The organism is Trueperella bernardiae, from assembly GCF_030246965.1.
Classification (GTDB): domain Bacteria; phylum Actinomycetota; class Actinomycetes; order Actinomycetales; family Actinomycetaceae; genus Trueperella; species Trueperella bernardiae.
Map to the genome: position 1 here is coordinate 245651 of NZ_CP127099.1, position 23380 is coordinate 269030.

A 23380-nucleotide genomic window follows, 5' to 3' on the forward strand; every position below is an offset into this window, starting at 1 on the left:
AACACCCAAATTGCACGGCAATTCACACCCACTCACGTAAGGAGAACCATCATGTCCAACCCCTTCAACAACGGCACCATCGTCGGCAACGCAGCTCGCGCACCGAAGCTGTTCGAGCACGCAAACGGCGGTGCGACGGTGAAGCTCAGCGTCTATGCGCGCAACACCTTCAAGAACAAGGCCACCGGCAAGGTGGAAAGCGAGATCGTGGAGCTGACCGGCTACGTCCAGGACGCGAAGAACCCCGGCGTGTTCGGCTGCATCGGGTCCGGCGACCGTGTCGCAGTGAGCTACTCGCTGAAGACCGACGTCTACACCGACAAGGACGGTGTGAAGCACTACCCGCTGGTCGCCCGTATCGACACCGTGCAGCTGATCGACTCCAAGAAAGAGTCCGCTGCGCGCGCAGCCCGTCGCGGAGGCGAGGCGGCGAACGCCGCCCTGGCTGGCGCTGACGCCGACAACGACGAAGCACCGTTCTAACAACGACACCCCGCAGGGAAACCTGCGGGGTTATTTTTTTCAACTATTTCACGGTGTTGATCCAGCTCTTTCACGGCCTTACCCAACTGAACAAAACCCAACAGCCCTAGCATCAGCTTGGCGATCGGGGTGGAGTCTTTTGAGTAGGTCTGTCCCTCCTTGAGGAACTTCACCGACACTCCTTTGCTGACTAGCTCGTCAACAATGGCGTACAGATCCGTCAGTGAACGCGCGCACCGATCCATCGACGTGACGACAAGCTGATCTCCTGCACGGACATATCGCATTGCTTCATCAAGTCCAGGGCGCTCACGCGATCCACCACTGGCCTTATCCGTGTAATAGGTGAAGACCTTCTCTGCCTTGAGTTGTTCAATCTGACGATCAAGGTTCTGATCTTTCGAACTCACCCGGGCATAGCCCACCTTTTGTCCTGAGATCGCCCCCAACTGTTCAGTGATCTCCAGAGGCAGTGACGGTTCTGTTCCGTTAGTCTTGGAACTAACCCTAGCGAACAGGAAGTTTTTTCATTCACAAATTGTTCGCTTGGGGTGTACCCCAGGTGCCCCTACCAGCGCCCGCAGTTGAAGGCTTCACCTACCAAATGGTAAAGTTAGCTATATGCGAACCAGTCAGCGCTCCGAGATCCTGGAAGCTGCCCTCCGCGTCATGAACGCAGCGGAGGGTGGCGACATTACCCTTGACGCAGTGGCCCACGAGGCCGGGCTCACCAAACCGGGATTGCTATATCACTTCCGCAACCGCGACGTACTGCTCGCCGCGATCGTCGACCACGCTGCGGCCAACGTCGAGAACGACATGACTGCCACCCTTGGCAAGCCCCTCGAGAACGCCAACGCCACCGAGCGGCTCCTGAGCTACGTTCACGTCGCCGCCCACGGGGCCGCCAAGCGCGCCGAGTTCATCATCTGGGGCCAAGCGACGTACCGGCCCGAACTCACCGAACCGTGGACTACGCGGATGGGCCGCTGGCTCGAACTCCCGGACGATCTCGACGCCGCCACCCGAGCCAGGCTGACCACCGCCCGACTCGCCGCCGACGGACTCTGGGGCGCCCAGGCCACAGGTGTGTCCACCCTCCACGGCGCGGATCTCGAAGCCGTCGTCTCCAGCATTCGCTCCCTGATCGAAGGAACAACCCCATGAAGCAGTGGTTCCTGCTCGCTGGTGCCATCACTACCGAAGTGGCGGCGACGCTGTCTCTCAAGGCGGCGCTCAATCACCCATCCTGGTACATCGTGGTTGCTGCCGGATACATCGGCACTTTCGTCTTCCTCACCTTCTGCCTGCGCGAAGGAATGCAGATCGGCGTCGCCTATGGCATCTGGGGAGCCAGCGGGGTCGTGCTCGCCGCTGTGCTATCCGCCGCGATTTTCGGTGAACCTCTGACTGCTGTGATGGGTCTTGGAATGGTTCTGATCATCAGCGGTGTCCTCACCGTCGAACTCGGCTCCCAGAAAGCTCAGCAAACCGCAGCCCAGGAAGCAGGAGTCAACTCATGAGATGGATCTTCCTCGCAGGCGCCATCTTGTCCGAAGTCGTCGCGACCATGTCGCTACGAGCCTCCGACGGTGGCCGGGTGAAGAAATGGTTCATCGGCGTCATCGCGGGGTATCTCGTGGCGTTCGTCGCCTTAAGTCTCGCCTTGGCCGACGGCATGGCCCTTGGCGTCGCCTACGGCATCTGGGCAGCATCCGGCGTAGCTCTCACCGCGATCCTCGCCCGGGTCATCTTCCACGAACCCCTCACCCGAACCATGGCCCTCGGCATCCTCTTCATCGCCGTCGGAGTTCTCACCGTTGAAATCGGCGCCAACTTGGCGAACTGACGCATTTCCGCAGGTAAACCAGGCAGATTGGTGTGCCCCAGGTGCACCACGAGGCGCACAGACAAAGGCTCCCCAATGAGCGCCTGTGGGCCTAGCGTTGTGGATGTGATCACCTGTGTCGTCCACTACACCATCGACCCCGACCAGATCGCGGCCTTTGAACAGTTCGCCCGCGCTTGGATGCGGCATGTCGACGAACACGGCGGCACCCACCACGGGTACTACCTACCCGCGGAAGGTGTGAGCGACCGTGCGGAATCCCTGTTCAGCTTCCCCAGCCTGGCTGCCTACGAGCAGTACCGCACCTTGTTCGGCACCCACCCGGACTTCATCGCCGCTGACCGGATTCGAGACGAGTCCGGGTGCGTCCTGCGGTACGAGCGCACCTTCATGCGGCCGCTCCTACCCCAGGGACACTGAAAGGGACTCCGGCAGCACGCTCGGCACAACCCACAACGCCGCAGGTCAGCGCGTACAGATGGGTGTACCCCAAAAGCCTCATGTCTCGATTATGCCTCACAAACCCCTACCGAGCACCACCCTGCGACAACTTAGGGCGAGACGCTTTAGTGAGACGGGGAGGAGGCCAATTGCCCCATGAAACGGTCTCACATTCCAGTTCCTGCCGGGTGTCTCATAAAACTTTAGGTTTTCAGGACGCTCCGCGACCGCTAGTGGGCCATATAAGCGAGTCGGGTGTGGTCATCGACAGCGGCATGGACGTGGTCGAACCCGATCGGGTCTTCCGGTCGCGGATCGGTCGTGGACTCGCCAACCGCCGCTGTCGGGGATGCGGCTGAGTTTCTTCACATCGATATGGATGAGCTTGCCTGGCCACCAGCAACGCTCTCGCATGCGTGGTCAAGCGGGCGTTACCGTTGGGCATAGAGGCCTCCGGCAGTGAAGAACTAGACAGCTCCACTAAGCCAGGAGGCCTAACTATTTCACAAGACCGAAAGTGCCACCAACGTCACGGTCGAGTACAACTAGTGGGTGTCACTGTGGCTTTCCGAAGTCCACCACACTGACGTTCCCGTCATTGCGGGGGCGGTACAGAGGGCTCCTGACGGATTGCCCGAAGTCCTCTGCACGAATTGACTTCCGGCCTGATGCCGCTGTACCAACCTGTCCTGATAGGCGGGCGCCTCGTTTGCCAGAAGATGGGGCACGGTTCCCTCTCCCCCTTGCTTTTTGGGAGTCCTCGGCCAGCTACGGGATCGTGCCTGGCCGGTCCTCGGTCGAGTTGTTGTCCGGAGTTGGTGCGCAGCAGTCGGGTTCCCCGCTTTGCCCGGGGCCCTCGCCTGTGGGCGGCGTTCCCTGTCTGATGCGCAGTCTCCTGCGCCGGTTGAGGGCGGCCAATGCCGATGCGAGCACCACGGCTGCGGCGAGGGCTGCGATCAGGGTGCTGTTGTCGCTGATCCAGGCGCTGGCGGCGGCTGACCATACGGCGAGGCTGTTGGCCTGTGCGGTTCCGCCGGTGGCGGCGGGATACCAATACCAGCTGAGGTAGGCGCCGGTTATGGTGAGGATGAAGGCGGCGATGCGGTTGCTGTGCTTGGCCAGGCCGGTGATTCTTCGCCCGAGGGCGGCCCCGGCGATGGACGTGCCTGCCGAAACGAGCACCAGGACAGTGGCCGAGCCTGCGGCGTAGGCGGCGAAGACCGCGAGCAGCCCGGCGTAGCTGGCGACGGCCTGGGCTTGGGCGATCACGGCCAGGAGCACCCCGAGGGTGCAGCCGAGGGATGCTGCGGCGTATCCGACCCCGAAGGCCACCATGCGCCCGGTTTTGTGCCCTGCCCCTGCGGCTTCTTGTGTGCGGGGTTTCGTGGCCCAGGCCGGCAGACGGAGCCGTGGTGTGAGTCCGGTGAGCATGGCCAGGCCCAGCAGGAGAAGGATCACCCCGGTGGCCATTCCCAGCCAGGGCGCTGCGCTGATCAGGGTCCTGGCGCCCGCGCTGACGATCAGCCCGAAGGCTGCCAGGGTCCCGGCGAAGCCGAGGCTGAGCGCGAGCCCGGCCCGGAGCCCGTGGGCCAGACGCAGCGCGAGCGGGCGCGTCCGGGCGTCCCCGATGGTCTGGGCTATCCAGGCGGGCAGGAGGGCGAAACCGCAGGGATTGACCGGGGCAATCATTCCAGCGGCGAAGGCCAGGGCAAGCAGGGCTGTCATTGGGCACCGGCCTTGGTGAGTTCTTCTTGGATCTTTTCCGCAGACGGGTCGGTGGCCCGGAAGGTAACGTCACCCTTCGCGTCGACCACCACCAGGGTGCTCATGGAGGTGACCTTGTACCGGGTGGTCAGTGTGGCCCCGGTGTCGATGACGGCAGGGAGCTCAGGGGCCTTGATGTAATCGCGGAATCCGTTGATGGTCTCCTTCGGTTCTCGGGGGTCCACGTCCACCAGGAGGTAGTCGGCCGAGCTTCCCAGGGCCGTGGAGGCCTTGTTCAGGGAATCGGCCCCTTCCACACACTCACCGCATCCGACAGAGAAGAAGAACAGTGCTGCGGGCTTACCGTCCGGGATGGTCCGGGTAGTGCCGTCAATGTCGGAGACCGTAACAGCAACGGCACCGGCCGCGTCGGGCGACGAACCGCCTGGCGCGGCCGACGGGCCGCTCGGTGAGCTGGCGCAGGCGGTTGTCAGTGCCATGACCGCTGTCAGAAACAGGGCGGAGGCGAGGTGCCTGGGCCGGGGAACGGACAGAGAACGGCGGGATCTCGGGTATGTCATGGTGTCTGGTGGTTCCTTCCAGGAATGGGGATGGGGACTCAGGCGGTGCCGTGGTCGGTGCGGTGGTGCTCGGGGGATGCGGGAGGGCAGCAGTCGTCGGTCCTGTGGCGTTTTCGCTGCCTGGTGACGGCGATGATCCCGGCCAGGAGCACCGTGGCGGCCGCGAGTAACACGAGGGGATTTGAGAAGAATCCGGCGATCGCGCCGAGGGCTCCGGCGGCGATGAGGATGGGTCCTGCGCAGCACAGGATCATGGCCGCTGCTATGCCGATTCCTGCGGCCAGTGTGTGGTATCGCCCGGGGCGACCGGTCTGCCGGACGGGTTGATGGCCGGTGTCTGGCTGTTCTGGGTGCTGGGTCATGTCATGTCCTTTTAAAGCTCAGCAGCAGGAGTCCTGCGCCGCGGGGGCCCGCGTGGCGGCCGCGGCGAGGAGGGCGGCGGCCATGGCGGCACCGGCCCGGTGTGCCGCCTCGATGTCCAGGACTTCGCCGTCGGGATGGGAATCCAACCACGGCTGGGCGTCCTCGCGGGAGGCGAAGTAGTGGACCTGGTTGCAGAACGATGACCGCACCGGCCCCGTGCCCGGGTGGCTGATGATGGACACGACGGCGGTGGCCGGCTGCACGGAGGTCACCGTGCCGTCCGCGCCCGTCATCACCCGGATGAGGGTCCCGCTACCCGGGGAGGTCGACTCAATGGTTGCGGCCTTCCCGATCAGGGCCGGGAAGAAGAGGGTGTCCAGGGCGCACCAGGTGTAGAGCTGTTCCCCGGCCAGGGTGAAGCGATGCGGGGTGGGCCGCATCGTCAGGGCCAGGCCGATGATGCGGCCCTCGTCGTCGTACTCGGTGTCCGGGACGGCGGCCAGTCCCTGCCGGACCGTGTCTTCGCTCCGGCCACTGGCGGTGGCCAGTTCGGCGACCGTGACGGGCTCGCCCTCGGCCAGGAGCCGCAGCAGCGGCACGAACAAGTCCGGGTCTATTCCGGAGCGCGCGGGGGACAACAGATAGGTGAGGGCCTGGTCGGTGGCGGTCATGGCATTCCTTTGCTTCGGTAGTGGGGGCTGCAGCTCAGGCGCAGCAGGAGAGCTTGGAGACGTCGGTGGTGAAGGCCTTGGCGGCGATCCTGATGCCCTCGGCCATCGTCAGGTAGGGGCTCCAGGCGGCGGCGACCTGCGCGGTGGTCATGCCCGCTTCGAGGATGTAGACGCCGGCGGCGGCGATTTCCCCGGCGTCCTTGGCCACCGCGGAGAGGCCCAGGATCCGTCCGGTGTCGCGGTCCGCGACAACCTTGATGAAGCCGCGGGTGTCGCGGTTGACCACGGCTCGCGGCACGTACTCCAGGGGGAGGACCCCGCACTCGCAGCTGATCCCGGCGGCGACAGCTTCCTTTTCCGTCATCCCGACCGCCCCGATGGCGGGACTGGTGAAGGTGACCCGGGGCAGGTGCCGGTAGTCGACCTCGGCCAGGGCATCGGTGAACGCATTGTCCACGGCCAGGGCGCCGTGGGCCGCTGCGACGTAAACGAACTCCCGATGGCCGGTCGCGTCCCCGGCGGCCCAAACCCGCGGGTTGGACGTGGCCAGGCGGGAATCGACCACGATCTCGCCGGATGCGCCGGTCTTCACCCCGACGGCGTCAAGGTCCAGTCCCTCGGTCACTGGGCGGCGGCCCAGTGCCACGAGGATGTGGGAAGCGCGGAACACCTCCTCGTCCCCGGCCACGTTTGCCGTCACCGAGACCCCGTCCGGGCCGGAGGCCACGGAGTCGGCCATGGCCCGCCGGACCACCCGGATCCCCTCGTCGGCGAACACCCCCGCCAACGCCTTGGATGCCTCCGGTTCCTCCTGCGAGGCCAACCGGGAACGGACCAGCATGGTCACCCGGGAGCCCAGCCGGGAGAAAAGCTGTGCCATCTCCAGGGCAACATAGCCTCCGCCCAGGATCAGCATTGATTCGGGCACCTCGTCCAGTTCCATCGCCGTCGTCGAGGTCAGGTACCCGGCCTCGGCCAGTCCGGGAACGGGGGGCACGTAGGGTGCGGAGCCAGTGGCCACGAGGTAGTGCCCGGCCTCGATCGTTCTCACTGCACCATCCGGGGAGATCACCCGGAGCAGCGGTGCGTCCTGGGTTCCGGTGAACGACGCGTCCCCCGAGATCATCGTCCACCCGTAGTCCGCGGCCAGATCGACGTACTTCTCCGTGCGCATGCTTTCAACCAGCGCGGCCTTGCCCTGAATCAGGGCCGGCATGTCCACCGGGCCCGCCGAGGCCGCCACCCCAGGGAAGCGGGCCGAATCCAACGCCACGTGGCGGGCCTCCGCGGCAGCCAGGAGCGCCTTCGACGGGACGCAGCCCGTGTTCACGCATGTCCCGCCCACGGTGCCGCGCTCCACCATCACGACGCGCTTGCCCAGCCCGGTGGCCCGGATCGCGGCCGCAAACGCTCCGCCGCCGGAACCAATAATCGCCAGATCGAACTTTTCGTTTGTCATTCCAGATGTCTCTTCCCTGTGGTTCAAAAGTTCCTATGGAACCATTGTGAACCTTCCAGTACAATGGAAGGTCAAGTGTGGTGGCCATTGGAAGGGGAATCGGCGAACATGAGGATCGGACAGCTTGCGGAAGCAACCGGAACCACGACCAGGACCCTTCGGTTCTACGAGGAGTCGGGGCTGCTCCCTCCGGCCGAGCGATTGGCCTCCGGCTATCGGGACTACGCCCAGGATGCCGTGGGTCGGGTCGGGTTCATCCACCGGGGCCAGGCCGCCGGGCTGACCCTCGCCCAGATCCGCCAGATCCTCGACATCCGCGACGGCGGCCAGGCGCCCTGCGAGCACGTGCGCGACCTGCTTGACGTGCGCCTCGCTGAGATCGAGCAGCAGATCGCGCAGCTCTCCGTGCTGCGCGACACTATCGCGGACCTCAGACAGGACGCCGCACACCCGGACCCTGAAACGTGCAGCACCGATCAAGTGTGTAGGTACTTGTAATCCAATTGGGCACACCTCCTGGACCGCCAAAAGGCTCTCGCAAAAAGATACCGCCAGATCTACAAAATTGAGGAAGAGCTCATCAGCAAAATCGACAAATTGACTGACGTAGTAGTCATCCCTAGCGCGTAAGACCTGCACACTGCTTGTACAAATGATAGTTTCGTGATGACGCTGGGGTGGGTTCCTGCTCCGCAGGCGTCCGAAGGCCCTGGGTCGAGCAATCCCCCCCTGCTCCCCGGGGTCTTCCGCTATCTGAGAACCTTGCTTCACCCGGGTTCTCTCATTCTTCACTGCCCGGGGGCAGGGGAACCGTATATTGCTTACGGTGTGAGACCCCTACAGCTCGGGCCATTCACCCGCCCCTTTAAGGGCGGCGACGTGACGTGCGACCGTGGCCCGCGAGAACCCCGTTTCCGCTGGTGCTGTTGCAAAGTTCGGGCGATAGGAAGATCTGCGTGAAATAATCACAGCCATGGGCATCTTCTCCGGTCGTCATTTCCCCGTGAAATCATCCTGTGGGCGGTCCGGTGGTACTGCCGCTACGGGCTCAGCTACCGCGATCTGGAAGAAATGATGACCGAACGCGGCGTACCGGTCGATCAGAGCACCATCTACCGCTGGGTCCAGAAATATGCTCCTGAGCTGGACAAGCAGACCCGGTGGTACCGACAAGTCCCGGATTGGCAGGCCCGGTCCTGGCGGGTGGACGAGACCTATATCCGGGTCGGGGGAAAGTGGTGCTACCTCTATCGGGCCATCACCGCGGGTGGGCATACCCTGGATTTTTACCTGTCCCCAAAGCGTAATGTCGCCGCAGCGAAGCGTTTCCTGGCCAAGACCCTGAGGTCGAACACGATAACCGGGTTCCCGCGGGTCATCAACACCGACAAGGCACCAGCTCTGGCCAAGGCAATATCCGAGCTGAAGGCGGAGGGAATCTGCCCTCAGACGGTGGAGCACCGGCAGGTGAAATACCTGAACAACGTTATCGAGGGAGATCATGGCCGACTTAAAGGAATCCTGGGGCCGAAGGTAGCGTTCAAAAACCGGACCTCGGCGTACCGGACGTTGAAAGGGATGGAAGCGATGCACTCATTACGGAAAGGCCAGGGCGCGATGTTTGCCTACGAGCAACCGAACCCGGATGCGGTGATCGTCAGCCGGGTGTTCGAGGCTGCCTGAGAACGCCGACCCGCAGCGAGCATCAGAGGATGAAGACTGGGTCGTCACGGCTCTCCGCCTGAAGTTTGCAACAGCACCAAGGCGCCGTTCGGACGTCGTAGGGGAATAGCGGTGGTGCAGCTCTAGGTGCACTGACATTTCACGGTGCATTTCACACGCCGCTTTGTTGCACATCACCCGTGCTGTTTTACAGTGCAGTGCAGCGGTGCTTTTACTGGCGTTTCTGCTGCGCAATTCACTGCACTATGTAGTGGACGCGACATTTCATTAACACGTAGGTTGCACTGTGTATTGGGCACCCATTTCATCGACACGTTTACTGCGCAATCAAATGCCCTGTCACTTTAATGACATGTGAATCGGGCAATAAAGTGGCTCGCCATTCTATTGACACCTTTACTGCGCAACAGAATGACAACGACATTCTGCCGGCCCTTTTGCGGGCGTCTCTTCTGCGCAGCACATGCGCCGCCGTACACACCGACGTACTGCGCACTATCTCCGCCACTTAACAGGCCAATTCACTGCGCAACGTAGTGACACTGGCCCCGCCTAGCCGAGATTTCTTCGCTTTTCGCCGAATCTCAGCGGTTTGCCCGCCGCCGATGACCGACGGACGCCGACGGCACCCTATACGGCCCTCAGAAGGCCGTACAGGGCAGGGGAGAGCGCCCCTACAGCTCCATGCCGCCGTCGTGGTCACGCTGCTGCTGTTGCTGCTGGCGGCGCTTCTCAATGCGCTCACGTGCGCGCTGCTGCGCCCCGTCCTTCTTGCCTGAGGTCTGCGACTCCCTGAACAGCGTGTAACGCTCAAGCAGCTCCGGGCTACGATGCAGTTCTTGCACCAGGAACTTCTTATCCAAGTGCTCCAACTGCTGTCCTGACTTCACCGCTTCTTCGATGATGATGGCGGCTTCGTCTTCGGCATCCGCGTGCGCGTTGCGGCGGATCTGATCAGCCTCATCGTGAGCATCCTTGCGCGTTACTGCAGCGTCGCGTGTGGCCTCGTCGCGGACGCTCGTGGCTTCATCTCGTGCTTTGTTGCGGATCGTCTCGGCGTCGCGCTCAGCCTGCTTATGGGCCTCGTCGGCCTTGCGAGTTATCGACTCCGCTTCGTTGCGGGCCGTGGCTGTAATCGCGCTCGCCTTGGCCCGTGCAGTCTCTTCGGCTCGTTCGAGCAGCTCGTCTGCTTGCGCTTCGGCAAGGCCCATGGTCTGTTCGGCGTCCTGGTCGGCTTTCTCGCGTGATTCACGAAGTACGCGCTCAGCAACAGCGCGGGCCTGTTCTTCGGCGTGCTGCAGCACACTTTGCGCTTTCTCGTTGGCTTCTTGGGCCTGCTTGAGTTCTTTTGCTGCCTGCTCGCGATCACGCTCGATCGCGTCCATGTCGCGCTGCACGGATCGCTTCTTGACTTCCACATCATCCTCGCGCTTGGCGAGATCGCGCTCCCGGTCTTGTTGCTCGGTGTAGCGGTCGAGGTTGAGTGACTCGTCATGACGTTCGGAGACTTCTAGTTCCACCGGATAGCCGAGCGAGTGCATGTGTTCGCGCAGGCCCCGTTGCGCGTCGATGAACTTCTGGTTACCCGAGATCTGCTTGCCCTTCTTCGGGCCGGATGTGTACCGCACTGAGGTGTCAGTGTTGTACGCGATGCCGGGGCGGCAACGGAGCTTGTCGGGATCTTCGGGCTTCGGTGAGAACGTATCCGCCTGGAACTGGATGTGTGGCGTTGATTCGTCAAAGTTCATATCACCGCCAGCGACTGCGTCGATACCGCCGGGGATGAAGTTTTCTGCAAGCCAGCGCATTGACTCTTCGAGGTACTGCTTTGCTTCCTCGTAGTCGCGGGCGACATAGCGCGGACGTTTCACTTCGCGCCCGTCCACCTCACTGGTGTAGTAGTCGGGGATCTCCTTGCACATCGACTTCGGCAGATACACGACGAACAGCGACGTCTTGAAACTGTTCTTCTGCACGCGCACTCCGTCCATCCGAGGCGTCTACGGCCGCCACAGGGCCGTACAGCCGCTGCCACAAAGATGAACCAATCGAGTCGCGGCGCTACACATTTGCATCAACAGCTGCCGCTGGATCTGCTGCAGCGCGGGCGCTGCGAAACACACGTCGCTGGCGGTGTATCTCACATGCGCTGTCGCGCATATGTCCGCCGCGAGCGTGATACGTCTGCACCGATACTGTGCTTGTTGTACGGGCCGATATGGAGTGTGTTACTTCAGGCCCGTGTCTCAACCCCCGCAGCAGCATCAACACCGCCTTGCGGCGGATAGCTCGCTGCGGGATTTTCACCACCCTGCAATAACCGCCTAACGGCGGTGTCACGGTGCAGGGTGTGGCTGTGCGCACCACTTAGACGATGTCGGTCTTGCCGTTCGGTTAGACACCTTGCGCTCGCAAGCTCGCTGCAGGTGTCTCGATGACGCGGGAAGACGCCGCAAGCGGCGTTTCCACCCGTCATCGGCCCTTACTTTAAGACCGACATACAGTGGCTGACGCCACACGTGGTGCGCACAGCGTGGCGACCTGCAGGTTTTGCATAGGCACCATGTGCGCTTCGCGCATCAACGGGCCGTTTCGGGTAAGGGTCGAAGACCACGTAAAGACCCGAAACACGCAGGTCGCAGCCCCCTTCTGTGTCAAAACCCCTATATGTTTGTCGTTATAGGGGTAGAAGGGGGAAAAGGGCATAAGGGGGTGCGACGCCTCCGCTGCGCTCCGGCGCTCGGCATAGCCGAGGCACTGCACCGGGTATTACTGCTCGCTGGCGCTCGCATAACCCGGTGCCCGGCGCTGACGCGCCGCCCCCTACAGCCCCAGACTCAGACCTCGCTCGCTCGGTCTGGCTGGGTCTACCTTTCCCTCCGCTGCGCTCCGGTCAAGGTGCCCAATAGTGCAGCTGGCGCTGCACCTTGTGTGATGACCCATGCTCTGCATCACGACACTGCCGGCAATCCGATATATCCCGTTGATATACATTCGGATATGCCAGCATCGATGTGTCGTGTTTGGGTCATCACGAAACGCTCCATCACGGCAAGCCTGCCGAGATGGATATTGGCGTATCTCACGACGCGGCATTATGCGGCATGCGCCGCATACCATCTGCCGTCGCGGTTGCATCTTCAGCAGCACAGCTGCTGAAATCTGCTCTGTCCACGCTGCTGTCTTTGCTGCACCCACGGCCCCGTCTTCGGCATATTTCAAGTCCACACAAGACTATGCCGGCCAGAACCGCGCATAACAGCAGCGCGACATACCGCCAGCCATGTGGCGGATGATCCAGGCGACGGGGCAGACGTGTATATGCCCCGTCGCCGATACCGGCGCAAGCATCGTGACAGTGTCACGTGTAGCGGTGCCGCAGCCACCCGCACACACGCGAAAACCCCGCCCTTGCGAGCGGGGTGTGTGGCGACATCAAACGTGACGGCTGTACGTCGTCACGCCGCGTGGCCGTACACACATGAGGTGATTGCGTGTACGGCTAAAGGGTTAGTCGGGTACAACTTCTAGATGCCGCTTCGGCTTACTGCCCTCGGTGCTCTCAGGCGTGTCGCCGTCACCGTTCTCAGGTGTATCGCTGTCCCCTTCGGTGCTGGCGGACTTGTCACCGTCCCCTTCGGTGCTGGCGGACTTGTCACCGTCGAGATTCACCTCGAACTCTTCGGCATACTTGCGCAACTGCGCAAGGCGCTCCTTTGTCGCTTTGTGTGCACGGCGCGCCTCGTTCACGGTATCTTTTGCTTGCTGCTCATCGCGCAGCGCTGCTGCGTAATCGTCTCTGAAAGACATGGTTTGTTCTCCTTGGTTGAATGAACTGTTTATTTGGACTCGGGGCACGACGGTGGAGCGCGCGTGTGTAGTAGCACGGCCATCACCCATCAGCCCTCGCACTCAGTTCAAGACCCAGCCTGACTAGCTGAGCTAAGCGGCGGGATCTCGTCGTAGGCGGGTTTGTCCGCATTAGTGCTTCACACCGCCCAGCACCGTGACGAGCTGCTGGCGCTGCTCATCTGTCAGTTGGGGCGCTGCATTCACGACGGCATCGACGAAGCCGTCGAATAGCTGCGGGGCAGGGCGGCGTGCGGCCGCGAGGTAGGCGTCGAGATCGTCTTGGCGAATCCGATAGGCGGTGCCGAAACGGTGGAATGAAAGACGGCCCTCTTTAATAGCTTTTCGCAACGTGGACTCGGAGCCGACGCCGAGATCGGCGAGTTCCTGCAGCGTGTAAGAGCGTGGCGCGACGGCGGTAGTCGTGTCCTTTTCGGACATAGAAAAACGCTCCTGGGCAGATTGATCTGTCCCGGAGCGGGGTGCTTTACCGGCTTGCTATTCAGGCGGCTTGGAGTGCCGTGCTCAACTCGCTAGAACGGTGGTCTGCCGTCCCATCGCTTTACGGGAGCGCTTACTCCCTACCTGACCGCTTTTGTGGTTGGCAATGCCGTTGCCGACCGGTCTATCTCGTCGGAGGAACCGCGCCTATCACGGTCGAGAGGCTGTCTCTTTATGAATTATCCTCGGGGTTATCCCCCGTATGCGGCTGGCTAAACCAAAAACGAATTAAAACGCCACATACGGTCTGGGGGCCATCGTACGGAACTTATGCGTCGCGCACAATAGCCTGCGACCTAATCTTTACGAATCGAACCGAGCACGTTTCTACACGCCACGTGGCACGGCTGGGGTGTTGTGGTGGGGCAGCTGTTGTGTGGCGGCATGGTGACACGCAAGGGGCGCGCCTTTTTGTGACCTGTGACACGTCTATAGTGTGCTCGTTTCGTAGTTTTGACCTCGTTTCGTAATTTGCCGATCAAAATACGAAAAAATTACGAAACGCTCTACCTGCGGTTTCGTAGAACTACGAAAATCGGAAAACCAAATTACGAAACACGCGATAACGCTGTGACCTGCACAGACACGTCACATTTCGGGGATGTTTCGTAATTTTGCGGCATTTCGACCCAAACCTTTTAAGGGAGAGACACAGACACACATCACGGGCACATGTCTACGACATAGACCGTCCTCATTGAGGGCACGCTGCAGGGGTTGTAGCTATGTGACACGGCCGGGATGCTGCGTCACGGTGACACGCAAGGGGCGCGCCTTTTTATGACCTGTGACACGTCTGTAGCGCGCTCGTTTCGTAGTTTTGACCTCGTTTCGTAATTTGCCGATCAAAATACGAAAAAATTACGAAACGCTCTACCTGCGGTTTCGTGATTTCCGCAAACGAAAAGAACAAAACTACGAAACACGCGATAACGCTGTGACCTGCATAGACACGTCACATTTCGGGGATGTTTCGTAATTTTGCGGTATTTCGACCCAAACCTTTTAAGAGAGAGACACAGACACGCATTGCAGGCACATGTCTACGACACAGAGCGTCCTCGTTGAGGGCACGCTGCAGGGGTTGCAGCTATGTGACACGGCCGGGATACTGCCACGCTGCAACACGTCCGTGGCGCGCCGTTGTGTGACACGCAACACAGGTGTTGTGTGTTCGTTTCGTAGTTTTGACCTCGTTTCGTAATTTGCCGATCAAAATACGAAAAAATTACGAAACGCTCTACCTGCGGTTTCGTGATTTCCGCAAACGAAAAGAACAAAACTACGAAACACGCGATAACGCTGTGACCTGCATAGACACGTCACATTTCGGCGGTGTTTCGTAATTTTGCGGTATTTCGACCCAAACCTTTTAAGAGAGAGACACAGACACGCATTGCAGGCACATGTCTACGACACAGAGCGTCATCGTTGAGGGCACGCTGCAGGGGTTGCAGCTATGTGACACGGGACACAATCGCAATCAAGGTGTCTCTTCTTATTTAGATTTTCTTCAAAAAGTGGAAAAATTACGAAACGAAAACCATTTACGCTGCTCAACGTATGTTTTTGTGTTTCGTAGTTTTGTTCTTTTCGTTTACGAGATTACGAAATGACCCGCAAATACCTACCGTGACCTGCGGTGATGTGTTTCGTATTTTCTGCGTAATTTCACGTCGCCCGAAGCAGACACCCTGCCGTGTGCTTGCTGCAGGGCTGCGGCCGTCCCTCCATGTGGAGCGTCAGTGTCGATGCTGTAACTTAAACATACATACATTTGTGGCGCTCTCGTTACGTGTCTGTGCATTGCCGAGCTCTTTACTGTTGTGTGTGGGCGCGCAGCCGTAGTGTCCGTGCCACTCCGAGTAGGGCGCGTCGTACCCCAAACCCATGTTCAATTAAATTCCAATCCAGAGAGGTCTTGCACTGTTGCGGTGCGGTTGTCTTCTTTCTCACCGTATTGGACCCTGCGAAATTAATTGGATACGATAGGCCCATGTTGATTTCAGGTTCCGTTTTCATGCGGCCGCTCACCAGCCGCTAAGGCGGTTTTCTCCCTCCCGCAGGTTAGAAACCGCTCCGGTCCTTTAGCCGGGCGGCCATTTGCCATGCCCGGCTCCGTTTCAACTCCACGGAGCACACCTGATGTCTACATACGGATACGGCCGTCACGAACATGGCCAAAATTTTCTCACAGACCACAAGATCATCAACTCCATCGTCGATCTTGTAAAACAAACCTCCGGCCCCATCATTGAGATCGGGCCAGGAAGCGGTGCCCTCACTCACCCGATATCCCACTTGGGGAGGGCAATAACGGCAGTTGAGGTAGACGCAAAACTAGCTGCCAAACTCACAAAAAAGACCGCCTCGGCGTCGGTCGAAGTGGTCCATGATGATTTCCTCAACTTCCCGTTACCCGCCACTCCCTGCGTCATTGTGGGAAACATTCCCTTTCACCTCACCACTGCCATTCTTCGAAAGTTGTTGCATGCGCCGGCATGGACTGCCGCTGTACTCCTCATGCAGTGGGAAGTCGCTCGCCGCCGGGCCGGGGTAGGTGCAAGCACGATGATGACAGCTCAGTGGTCCCCATGGTTCACGTTTCACCTTGGTTCCCGAGTACCAAGGTCTGCTTTCCGGCCACAGCCAAACGTTGACGGGGGGATCTTAGTGATCCGCCGGGTGGGTGACCCGAAGATCCCGATAGAGCAACGCAAAGCCTTTCAGGCGATGGTGCACACCGTTTTCACCGCCCGGGGACGCGGGATAGGGGAAATTCTCCGAAGGGCAGGGTTGTTTTCATCACGTTCAGAGACACAATCATGGTTGCGCTCGCGAGGAATCGACCCCGCAACCCTACCTCCCAGATTGCACACCAGCGACTGGATCGATCTCTTCCAGGTGACTGGTTCCTCTTCACCGCGCCATCGGCCCATTTCACAATCGGGAAGTAGTCAACGCCCTCCTCAACGGAAAAATCGAGGCCGGCGGCGGTAATCCCCCCACCACCAAAACCGAAATCCACCAGTAGTAGTGAACGACCCATGTTCGTCTACCGTGAGCCGCGTTATGGCAGTGACGTGTTCTCGTCGGGCACAGTCATAGTTCCCGGCGTTGCCAGCGACAGGGTTCTACACCCAGCAGCGGGACCGATCAAAATCACCCGCACGGGGAACGACCCTGCTGGTGGTTTCGATTTTGATGAAAGCGAGGAGACATAGCCCCTCGCCAACTCCCCGTAGCTGGCGAACAGTAGCTCCTGGCGCTGGCGCTCGTTGGTGAGTTTGCGTGCCACATCGAAAGCCTTATCGACTTCCCGGTCCAAGTTGTTGTGGGCCTTGAGCAGAATTGGGTCCATCGATAACGGGTTGTAGTGCTCCGCGAGTGACCGCTGGGGGTGCCGCTCGCGTGCCCGCAGCACCAACTGTCCAGCGTCGATGATTCGCTGCTGCGCCTTCTCATCTAGTTCACACAGAGCTGGTCCGCAGTTGTAGCTCCCGATGTACTCCGAAAAACGGAAAAAATAAATAGTGGGGATACATCAACCTTCCACTTTCCATTCTTCCGGCTCAGAGTATTGAGGGGTCTGGGACCGGGTCCGTAAACCCTTTATGTTTTTCGCGCACAGCGGTTCTTAGCGACGCACCCTATAGGTTTTCCGCAGAACCTATATGTGTTTCTGTGCACCCCCATATGTTGTCTGTTTCTAGCGGTATTTCGTTGTACTTTGCGCATCGAATAGTTATTTATCGACGACACTCCGTGGAGTTCAAGTTCAACGTTTAGGACTCAATCCGGTTTTTCGCCTAGGGCGGCTTCGGGTTTCCGAGGCCGCCTTTTGCGTCCTGCGCTCGCTCAAGGTCTGCATCCGGAACGCGAAGACAGTATCGTTGTGAACCGTTAATAAACTCGTCGATCCCACATAATTACGGATCCAAGACGAGGCTAGCGATGAAATGCCGTTAAGGTGCTCTTTCTCCGGCACCGTGAGTAGGTGATTTTTTCCCCCCATACGTAGTCTGAGAGCCTTTTATTTTTTTGGTAGCTCTGAGCTCAACGGGCGCGGTCGAGGCCCAACGTATACACACGGTGCATCTAATAAGTATCCATTTGTTTGGGATACGTTTGTGCGAATATCCTCATGGAAATATATGGGCGCATTTGAGATGGGACGCAGGCTTACAACCACAACCGTGACGCCGGCGTTGAACTTGGCATTATTCCCCCATTTAAATGAGGTATAGGCGTACCCGATCTCTACGTCTTGTTCGTGAAGCAGGGGGGGACAGAAGACCGACGTGTTCGCCCTGGGTAATGGAGTTGGTAGAAACAAAGGCCAGCTCGGCACGGGTGCCGGAGATGTAGCGGCGCCCTTGATAAACCAGAGAGAAATGTAGTCGAGCTTCTTCGGGTACTTGGAGCTACCGAAAACCACCGGGTAATCCGCCTTCTGCTCTGTGGTCTGCATGCTCGATCCCACATATGGTGGGTTGCCGATCAGGTAGATCTCGTCTTCGCCGTTGTTCGGGCAGGCCTCGTCCCAGTCTAGGCGCGTGGCGTTACCAGCGTGGATCTAACCTGTTTCTTTCAAGGGGATGAGGGGGATGGAGATGCCGAACTGCTTCTTGAACTCGCGGTTCATTTGGAGTATCCCTTGAGAACTTGTTCTCAAAGATCCTATTTTCAACATGCCGGCCTTGCGCAATTAAAGTGGTAGCGCGTATGCTCATACTGGTTATTAGGTTAGGCTAACAAAAGCTGGAGGGCGAATGATGGCGTTTTCGCCTAGCAGTGCATCGGCCGCGCGAATATCGAAGATTTTAGCGATTTTCCTCTTTGTGGGAGTGTTCTTCGCTCTTTCTTCGTCTCTTACGGCGAATGCACAAGAAGAAGAGGATTGGCAGCCGGTAGTAACAAAAATGGAAGAGTACCTGGAGGGTATTCCTGCCGAGTATGCTTCGGGAGATTCTAAGGCAGTTCAACACTCCATCAGAAAAGCTTACTATGATATTTACCAGGTTTCCGGCCTTGAAGATCAAATTCGCCACAGGCTCGGGCGGGATAGGCAAGAAGACTTTGTTGCAGTTTTGCTAAACGTGCGCACGCTTTCCAATGAGGGGGCACCTCAAGACGAGGTCGAACAAGCGGTAAAAACTGCCATTGACCATCTAAATAAAGACGTTGCCGAACTTGCCACCACTAAGACTATTTCAGATCAGTGGACTAGGGTAGCCCAAGCAATCGTGGAAAATATTGACACCTCTGTTAAAGAGTACGGCGCGGGTGATGTGGATAAGGGCTACAAGCACGCTACCGCTGCCTACTTACAACACTATGAAGCCGAGGGGCTAGAGAAGGCAACAATCTCCTACATAGGGCAGGGGCGAGTTTCTGAAGTTGAAAACGGATTCCGAGATCTGCGTCAGGGAATTCGTGGCGGATTGGCACACGATGAAGTTGTCAAGATAGCTGAAAACTTAAAGTCAATGGTGAATGAGGACGCCACTGAGCTGGACAAGCTGGCTGGTTCCAATGAGGGACTTGGGTGGAAGGGATTCTTTGCCTCGTTCCTAATTCTGCTGCGTGAGGGTGCTGAAGCCCTCCTGGTTGTGGCTGCTGTTATTACCTATGCTATGAAGGCAAAGCGTAAGGATCAGGTAGCTGGAATCATAGTCGGCGTGGTCGCAGCCATCGTTTTGTCGGTAATGATCGCTATAGTGCTGGCTCGCCTCACATCAAACGTTTCAGGGTTGGCACAAGAGTTGATCGAGGGCTTTACCGGTATTGCTGCGGTGCTGATGCTCATATACGTTTCCAACTGGATCTTCTCCAAGTCTCATGGGGCCAAATGGAATGAGTACATGCAATCTGTTGCCGGATCTAAGACTCAGTCGGGTGGCGTATTCGGACTAGCCTTGGTTGCGTTCCTGGCGGTGTTGCGTGAGGGCGCGGAAACCATATTGTTCTTCTCTCCTATACTCACCGCGGCGCGTTCCGGTTCGGATTACGCATTCATTTGGCTTGGGGTGGGAGTTGCACTAGTCATTTTGATAATCCTATTCCTACTGGTGTGGGTATTTGGAGTTCGTCTACCAATCAGGAAGTTCTTCCGGTGGACTTCGGTTCTGTTGGGCATGTTGGCAGTTACCATTGCGGGTGGCGCTGCTAAAGAGTTCCAGGATGCAACTTGGCTGCATACAACTGATGTTCCGGGCGTACCGGAAATAGCTGTGCTTGGTCTTTACCCAACGGTTCAGACTTTGGTGGCACAGGCAATTGTGGTTGTAATTCTCATAATTTTGGCTGTTGTGCAATATCGCATCAGCAAAAACACAAAACGGGAGAGCTGTGCTAGCGCAGCAAATAACGAACAAAGATCGGTGAAAGATACAACTTCTGTTTAGTCAGTAACGTTACATCAGTTCTAACATCTCCAATTTTGGCCGGGAAATCCCGAAACACGAAAGGAAAAGTAAATGAAGATCAAGAAAGCAATGGTTGCTCTTGGAGCGGCATTCGCGCTTACCTTGAGTCTTGCTGGTTGCTCGAATGATTCTGGTGACAAGCCCAAGGATGAAAAGGGTACTTCTGTGCAGAATACCGCCGACGAAAAGACGAGCTCTGCTGAAAAAGGGCAGGCAGTAGGAATTAACGAAATTCCGGTTGGCGATTCAGGCCCGCAGACCAGTGGTCCGTTAACTGTTGATTTGGTTTACTTCCAGGCAATCGACATGGAGCAAGGCTCGGTGCTAGTACCGCCGGCTTCCGAATCTGACATGCACTTCGAAGTTGACGTTGCTACCAATGAGAAGGCTGCTGAAATCGGTTATGAAGCCGATCAGTTCATGCCTTACTTGGAGATAAACGTGAAAATTTATGATCAGGCCACGGGTGGCTTGGTCAAGGATTTAGGGACGATGATGCCCATGGTGGCTTCTGACGGCCCGCACTACGGAAATAACATCAAGCTGGAACCGGGCGAGTACCGTGTTGAAGTTGAGATTCCTTCACCTGCTGACAAGTTCATGCTGCACACTGGAAAAGATACCTCCGCTGTTGACGGGCGTTTCTGGACCGAGCCACTGAAGTTCACTTTCGAAAACTGGAAGTGGGACGGCCAGCTGCTTTAAGCTAACCGCGTGTGAGAGCTCGGGGCATTGCCGCCGAGCTCTCACACTTATGTACAGTTTCATGATCGGTTATTTGAACTAAATAATTCAGTAGCTATTTTTAACTTTTTGCAGGGATTTACATGTTGGAATTGTTCATTGTTTCAATTCAAACGGCGCTTCCTTTGTGTCTAGCGGTGAGTATTTTGGTAGCCAGCCGAGCTCATGCACCTATGGAGCGACAAACGGTTGCCAAACTAACTTTTGCTTCAACCGCTATTGGCCTTTTGGGCGCGGGTGTTTTCACATGGTTGCGGTTGAACACCCCGCACGTTGATATTCCTGTTTTTACCGCCTGGGCGGGAATCGCGCTGTTTATTACCATGTTCGCGTTTTTGGTAATGCTTTGGTTGTTTGGCGATAGGGATTTGCATGATATAAACCAGGGAATGCGCCACCGGGGGCTGACCATAACCGCGATATTGGCTATATGTACCTCTGCTCTTTACTATGCGGTTCCATATTTTTATTCCACCGATTCGATTGTGCACACGGGTGGATCAGTTTTTGAAACCGCCTCCCTTTTACGTTTGGCCGGGTTTTCTTTAGGAACAATTTTGGCGGTGGTTGCCTGTTGGGGATATGTCCAATGTGCGAAAAAAGTTCCTTGGTGGGTGCGCACCCTAGTCACTTCGGTAGTTTTCATGGCGATGATACTGCCCCGCATGATTTTGCTGTATCAACAGTTCGCTACGAGGCGGATAGTGCCGTCTTTCCCCGGCCTATTTGACATAGTTTTGTGGATTCAACGCAATGAGGCGATGACTCAGCTGATACTAGTGTTTCTAATTGCTTTCCCTGGTTTTATAGCGCTGTGGACGCAGGTTAAAAAACCTCCACATAATCCTGCAGAGCGCCGTTTACAAAAAGCAGACACCATAAGCCGCCGTCAATTTTTTGGTTTATCTTCGGTCCTTGCAATTGCGTTTGCCTGGTCGTTGACGGATGGAAAGAGACGCTCAGAGTATGTTCCTGAACTAACAGATTTGGAAGCCACGACCTTGGAAGGCGATTTTGTATACGTGGATCGTCTGCTGGTTTCTGATGGTCACCTACATCGTTTTGGGTACAAAACAGGAAACGGAGTGGAAGTTAGATTTTTGGTGGTGCGTAAAAATGAGGTCGCTTTTGGCGTAGGTTTAGATGCCTGTGAAATTTGTGGAGATTCGGGATATTACGAAGATAAGGGAAAAATAATTTGTTCTAAGTGTGACGTGATGATGAACGTGCAAACCATTGGATTCCCCGGCGGTTGCAACCCGATCCCAATCAAATATGAGGTGGAAGATACTCGCTTAAAGTTTTTCGCTGAAGAGTTAGAAAGCCACGAGAAGGTGTTTAGCTGATATGTTTTTCTGGATTATGATAGCCCGCGCATTGCGTAGGCAGGCAGTTAAACGCCTGATGATAGCTGTGACAGTAATGTTGGGTGCTTCCCTTACAACATCGATGCTGGCGGTGATGTTTGATGTTGGAGATAAAGTACAAGAAGAACTCAGCTCTTATGGTTCTAATTTGCAGGTTCTTCCCCAAGGTAGGGCAATGGCCGCGGATTTGTACAATATTGACTCTTCCGAGCAGGGTGGCGGCGCGTTGCGGGAAGATGAATTACCGAATATGAAAACCATATTTTGGACGTACAATATTGAAAACTTCACTCCCTATTTGGAAACAAAGCTTGAAGTAGACGGTAAAGAAGAGCAGGTGTGGGGTACCTGGTTTGATAAAGAACTCGCCATTCCAACCGGAGAAAAGGTTATGACGGGTATGGACGGCATGCGGGAATGGTGGAAATGGGAGGGAACTTGGGGAAAGACGCCTAAAGAGGTAATAGTGGGTTCCCGTATTGCTACAAAGAATGATTGGAAAGTTGACGATACTTTACAAATTCGTGATAAAAACGGTGATGTTGTCGATGTGGTTATTTCCGGAATTTTTACGGGCGGAGATGCAGAAGATTCGCAAATATATGCAGATCTTGATCTGGTTCAACAGCTTACCGGGCGGGATAATGAGGTTGATCGGGTAGAGGTACGCGCAATTACTACGCCGGATAATGATCTGTCTCGTAAAGCTGCTGAAGATCCTACATTGCTCACTTTGGACGAGTGGGAAACATGGTATTGCACGGCCTATGTTTCCTCTATTGCCTATCAGATAGAGGAAGTTATGACCAACGCAGTGGCTAAGCCCGTACGTCAAGTTGCAGATACTGAGGGGGAGATCCTTAATAAAACTGAGCTTATTATGGCTTTTGTTGCCCTATTTGCAGTGATTGGATCGTCTTTAGGGATTGCGAATTTGGTGTTCGCTTCGGTTATGGAGCGTTCACGTGAAATTGGTTTAATGAAGGCTATAGGTGCACGAAACCGAGAAATTATTCGACTCATGTTGGCAGAGGTTCTTATCGTTGGGTTGTTTGGCGGAGTTGTTGGATTTGCTTTAGGTTTCGGATTGGCTCAACTAATCGGACACATTGTTTTTGGATCCGCTATAGCTATGCGGCCAATTGTGGCCCCTCTAATGGCGTTAATTGTGTTTGTAACCGTACTTTTGGGATCTTTGCCTGCCATCCGTTCACTGGTACGTGTGCAGCCGGCCCAAGTGTTGCACGGGAGGTAACC

Annotated in this window: 22 protein-coding genes and 2 pseudogenes; 12 read left to right on the forward strand and 12 right to left on the reverse strand. The window is 57.4% G+C overall.

What is annotated here, in order from left to right:
• Positions 1-51 precede the first annotated feature (51 nt).
• Complete coding sequence (locus QPC17_RS01125) at positions 52-483, forward strand: single-stranded DNA-binding protein (RefSeq protein ID WP_034997554.1); 432 nt, start codon at positions 52-54, stop codon at positions 481-483.
• Here the strand turns inward: QPC17_RS01125 and QPC17_RS01130 are convergent.
• Entirely contained in the window at positions 480-893 is a 414-nt protein-coding gene (locus tag QPC17_RS01130; protein WP_239218485.1) for a recombinase family protein, read from the reverse strand. The genes QPC17_RS01125 and QPC17_RS01130 overlap by 4 nt on opposite strands.
• Before the next feature lie 211 nt (positions 894-1104).
• Between QPC17_RS01130 and QPC17_RS01135 the strand changes: the two genes are divergently transcribed.
• The 4 genes from QPC17_RS01135 (at position 1105) to QPC17_RS01150 (ending at position 2752) form a co-directional block, all read left to right on the forward strand.
• On the forward strand, positions 1105-1650 hold the full coding sequence (locus QPC17_RS01135; protein ID WP_034666346.1) for a TetR/AcrR family transcriptional regulator: 546 nt from the start codon (positions 1105-1107) through the stop codon (positions 1648-1650).
• Complete coding sequence (locus QPC17_RS01140; protein WP_034666344.1) at positions 1647-2006, forward strand: DMT family transporter; 360 nt, start codon at positions 1647-1649, stop codon at positions 2004-2006. The genes QPC17_RS01135 and QPC17_RS01140 overlap by 4 nt, the downstream gene beginning before the upstream one ends.
• Positions 2003-2332, forward strand: coding sequence for a DMT family transporter (locus QPC17_RS01145; RefSeq protein WP_034666342.1), 330 nt, complete (start codon positions 2003-2005; stop codon positions 2330-2332). Before QPC17_RS01140 ends, QPC17_RS01145 begins: the two co-directional genes overlap by 4 nt.
• A 105-nt stretch (positions 2333-2437) precedes the next feature.
• Positions 2438-2752 (forward strand): NIPSNAP family protein, encoded by a 315-nt coding sequence (locus QPC17_RS01150; protein WP_230208643.1) that lies wholly within the window; start codon positions 2438-2440, stop codon positions 2750-2752.
• Positions 2753-3015: 263 nt separating this feature from the next.
• Here QPC17_RS01150 and QPC17_RS01155 read toward each other — a convergent pair.
• The 6 genes and pseudogenes from QPC17_RS01155 to merA form a co-directional block, all read right to left on the reverse strand.
• A pseudogene (locus QPC17_RS01155) lies at positions 3016-3166 on the reverse strand (IS481 family transposase); the annotation flags it as partial.
• A gap of 375 nt (positions 3167-3541) precedes the next feature.
• Positions 3542-4498: a cytochrome c biogenesis CcdA family protein gene (locus QPC17_RS01160; protein ID WP_034666335.1), complete on the reverse strand. Its 957-nt coding sequence runs from the start codon at positions 4496-4498 to the stop codon at positions 3542-3544.
• Positions 4495-4977: a TlpA family protein disulfide reductase gene (locus QPC17_RS01165; protein ID WP_141745922.1), complete on the reverse strand. Its 483-nt coding sequence runs from the start codon at positions 4975-4977 to the stop codon at positions 4495-4497. The genes QPC17_RS01160 and QPC17_RS01165 overlap by 4 nt, the downstream gene beginning before the upstream one ends.
• 119 nt (positions 4978-5096) lie before the next feature.
• The gene (locus QPC17_RS01170) at positions 5097-5312 is read right to left on the reverse strand and encodes a hypothetical protein (RefSeq protein ID WP_038613943.1); all 216 of its coding nucleotides are present in this window, start codon (positions 5310-5312) and stop codon (positions 5097-5099) included.
• Between the two features lie 126 nt (positions 5313-5438).
• The gene (gene merB, locus QPC17_RS01175) at positions 5439-6092 is read right to left on the reverse strand and encodes an organomercurial lyase MerB (protein WP_101733959.1); all 654 of its coding nucleotides are present in this window, start codon (positions 6090-6092) and stop codon (positions 5439-5441) included.
• Positions 6093-6126: 34 nt separating this feature from the next.
• Positions 6127-7551 carry a mercury(II) reductase gene (gene merA, locus QPC17_RS01180; protein ID WP_284806782.1) on the reverse strand — a complete coding sequence of 475 codons (1425 nt, stop codon included), beginning with the start codon at positions 7549-7551 and terminating at the stop codon, positions 6127-6129.
• Positions 7552-7659: 108 nt separating this feature from the next.
• Between merA and QPC17_RS01185 the strand changes: the two genes are divergently transcribed.
• Positions 7660-8049, forward strand: a complete 390-nt coding sequence (locus QPC17_RS01185; protein WP_284793671.1) for a heavy metal-responsive transcriptional regulator — start codon at positions 7660-7662, stop codon at positions 8047-8049.
• Between the two features lie 475 nt (positions 8050-8524).
• A pseudogene (locus tag QPC17_RS01190) lies at positions 8525-9234 on the forward strand (IS6 family transposase).
• 674 nt (positions 9235-9908) lie between these two features.
• Here QPC17_RS01190 and QPC17_RS01195 read toward each other — a convergent pair.
• From QPC17_RS01195 to QPC17_RS01205, 3 genes are all read right to left on the reverse strand, one after another.
• Positions 9909-11225, reverse strand: a complete 1317-nt coding sequence (locus QPC17_RS01195) for a hypothetical protein (protein WP_285347380.1) — start codon at positions 11223-11225, stop codon at positions 9909-9911.
• 1519 nt (positions 11226-12744) lie between these two features.
• On the reverse strand, positions 12745-13044 hold the full coding sequence (locus tag QPC17_RS01200; RefSeq protein ID WP_024058949.1) for a hypothetical protein: 300 nt from the start codon (positions 13042-13044) through the stop codon (positions 12745-12747).
• 171 nt (positions 13045-13215) lie between these two features.
• On the reverse strand, positions 13216-13524 hold the full coding sequence (locus QPC17_RS01205; protein WP_285347381.1) for a helix-turn-helix domain-containing protein: 309 nt from the start codon (positions 13522-13524) through the stop codon (positions 13216-13218).
• Between the two features lie 2205 nt (positions 13525-15729).
• On the opposite strand from QPC17_RS01205, the gene erm reads away from it, so the two are divergent.
• Positions 15730-16584 (forward strand): 23S ribosomal RNA methyltransferase Erm, encoded by an 855-nt coding sequence (erm, locus tag QPC17_RS01210; RefSeq protein ID WP_016456425.1) that lies wholly within the window; start codon positions 15730-15732, stop codon positions 16582-16584.
• 70 nt (positions 16585-16654) lie between these two features.
• On the opposite strand, the gene QPC17_RS01215 is transcribed toward erm, so the two are convergent.
• Together QPC17_RS01215 and QPC17_RS09595 are read right to left on the reverse strand one after the other, a co-directional pair.
• Positions 16655-17008 (reverse strand): type IIL restriction-modification enzyme MmeI, encoded by a 354-nt coding sequence (locus QPC17_RS01215; protein WP_016423158.1) that lies wholly within the window; start codon positions 17006-17008, stop codon positions 16655-16657.
• Between the two features lie 609 nt (positions 17009-17617).
• Positions 17618-18160: a DNA methyltransferase gene (locus QPC17_RS09595; protein ID WP_425319275.1), complete on the reverse strand. Its 543-nt coding sequence runs from the start codon at positions 18158-18160 to the stop codon at positions 17618-17620.
• A gap of 196 nt (positions 18161-18356) precedes the next feature.
• On the opposite strand from QPC17_RS09595, the gene QPC17_RS01220 reads away from it, so the two are divergent.
• The 4 genes from QPC17_RS01220 (at position 18357) to QPC17_RS01235 (ending at position 23378) form a co-directional block, all read left to right on the forward strand.
• Complete coding sequence (locus QPC17_RS01220) at positions 18357-19991, forward strand: FTR1 family iron permease (protein ID WP_285347382.1); 1635 nt, start codon at positions 18357-18359, stop codon at positions 19989-19991.
• Between the two features lie 72 nt (positions 19992-20063).
• On the forward strand, positions 20064-20717 hold the full coding sequence (locus tag QPC17_RS01225; RefSeq protein ID WP_180947739.1) for an iron transporter: 654 nt from the start codon (positions 20064-20066) through the stop codon (positions 20715-20717).
• Positions 20718-20839: 122 nt separating this feature from the next.
• Entirely contained in the window at positions 20840-22102 is a 1263-nt protein-coding gene (locus QPC17_RS01230) for a DUF2318 domain-containing protein (RefSeq protein ID WP_062614284.1), read from the forward strand.
• A gap of 1 nt (position 22103) precedes the next feature.
• Entirely contained in the window at positions 22104-23378 is a 1275-nt protein-coding gene (locus QPC17_RS01235) for an ABC transporter permease (RefSeq protein WP_285347383.1), read from the forward strand.
• Positions 23379-23380: the final 2 nt, after the last annotated feature.

Bases quoted from the DNA above. Each gene is read 5' to 3' on its own strand.
- QPC17_RS01160 (WP_034666335.1), bottom strand. From the start codon at position 4,498: ATGACAGCCCTGCTTGCCCTGGCCTTCGCCGCTGGAATGATTGCCCCG.
- erm (WP_016456425.1), top strand. From the start codon at position 15,730: ATGTCTACATACGGATACGGCCGTCACGAACATGGCCAAAATTTTCTC.
- QPC17_RS01205 (WP_285347381.1), bottom strand. From the start codon at position 13,524: ATGTCCGAAAAGGACACGACTACCGCCGTCGCGCCACGCTCTTACACG.
- QPC17_RS01230 (WP_062614284.1), top strand. From the start codon at position 20,840: ATGTTGGAATTGTTCATTGTTTCAATTCAAACGGCGCTTCCTTTGTGT.
- QPC17_RS01220 (WP_285347382.1), top strand. From the start codon at position 18,357: ATGATGGCGTTTTCGCCTAGCAGTGCATCGGCCGCGCGAATATCGAAG.
- QPC17_RS01195 (WP_285347380.1), bottom strand. From the start codon at position 11,225: ATGGACGGAGTGCGCGTGCAGAAGAACAGTTTCAAGACGTCGCTGTTC.
- QPC17_RS01200 (WP_024058949.1), bottom strand. From the start codon at position 13,044: ATGTCTTTCAGAGACGATTACGCAGCAGCGCTGCGCGATGAGCAGCAA.
- QPC17_RS01125 (WP_034997554.1), top strand. From the start codon at position 52: ATGTCCAACCCCTTCAACAACGGCACCATCGTCGGCAACGCAGCTCGC.
- QPC17_RS01225 (WP_180947739.1), top strand. From the start codon at position 20,064: ATGAAGATCAAGAAAGCAATGGTTGCTCTTGGAGCGGCATTCGCGCTT.
- QPC17_RS01135 (WP_034666346.1), top strand. From the start codon at position 1,105: ATGCGAACCAGTCAGCGCTCCGAGATCCTGGAAGCTGCCCTCCGCGTC.
- merA (WP_284806782.1), bottom strand. From the start codon at position 7,551: ATGACAAACGAAAAGTTCGATCTGGCGATTATTGGTTCCGGCGGCGGA.
- QPC17_RS01165 (WP_141745922.1), bottom strand. From the start codon at position 4,977: ATGGCACTGACAACCGCCTGCGCCAGCTCACCGAGCGGCCCGTCGGCC.
- QPC17_RS01185 (WP_284793671.1), top strand. From the start codon at position 7,660: ATGAGGATCGGACAGCTTGCGGAAGCAACCGGAACCACGACCAGGACC.
- QPC17_RS01170 (WP_038613943.1), bottom strand. From the start codon at position 5,312: ATGATCCTGTGCTGCGCAGGACCCATCCTCATCGCCGCCGGAGCCCTC.
- QPC17_RS01145 (WP_034666342.1), top strand. From the start codon at position 2,003: ATGAGATGGATCTTCCTCGCAGGCGCCATCTTGTCCGAAGTCGTCGCG.
- merB (WP_101733959.1), bottom strand. From the start codon at position 6,092: ATGACCGCCACCGACCAGGCCCTCACCTATCTGTTGTCCCCCGCGCGC.
- QPC17_RS01140 (WP_034666344.1), top strand. From the start codon at position 1,647: ATGAAGCAGTGGTTCCTGCTCGCTGGTGCCATCACTACCGAAGTGGCG.
- QPC17_RS01235 (WP_285347383.1), top strand. From the start codon at position 22,104: ATGTTTTTCTGGATTATGATAGCCCGCGCATTGCGTAGGCAGGCAGTT.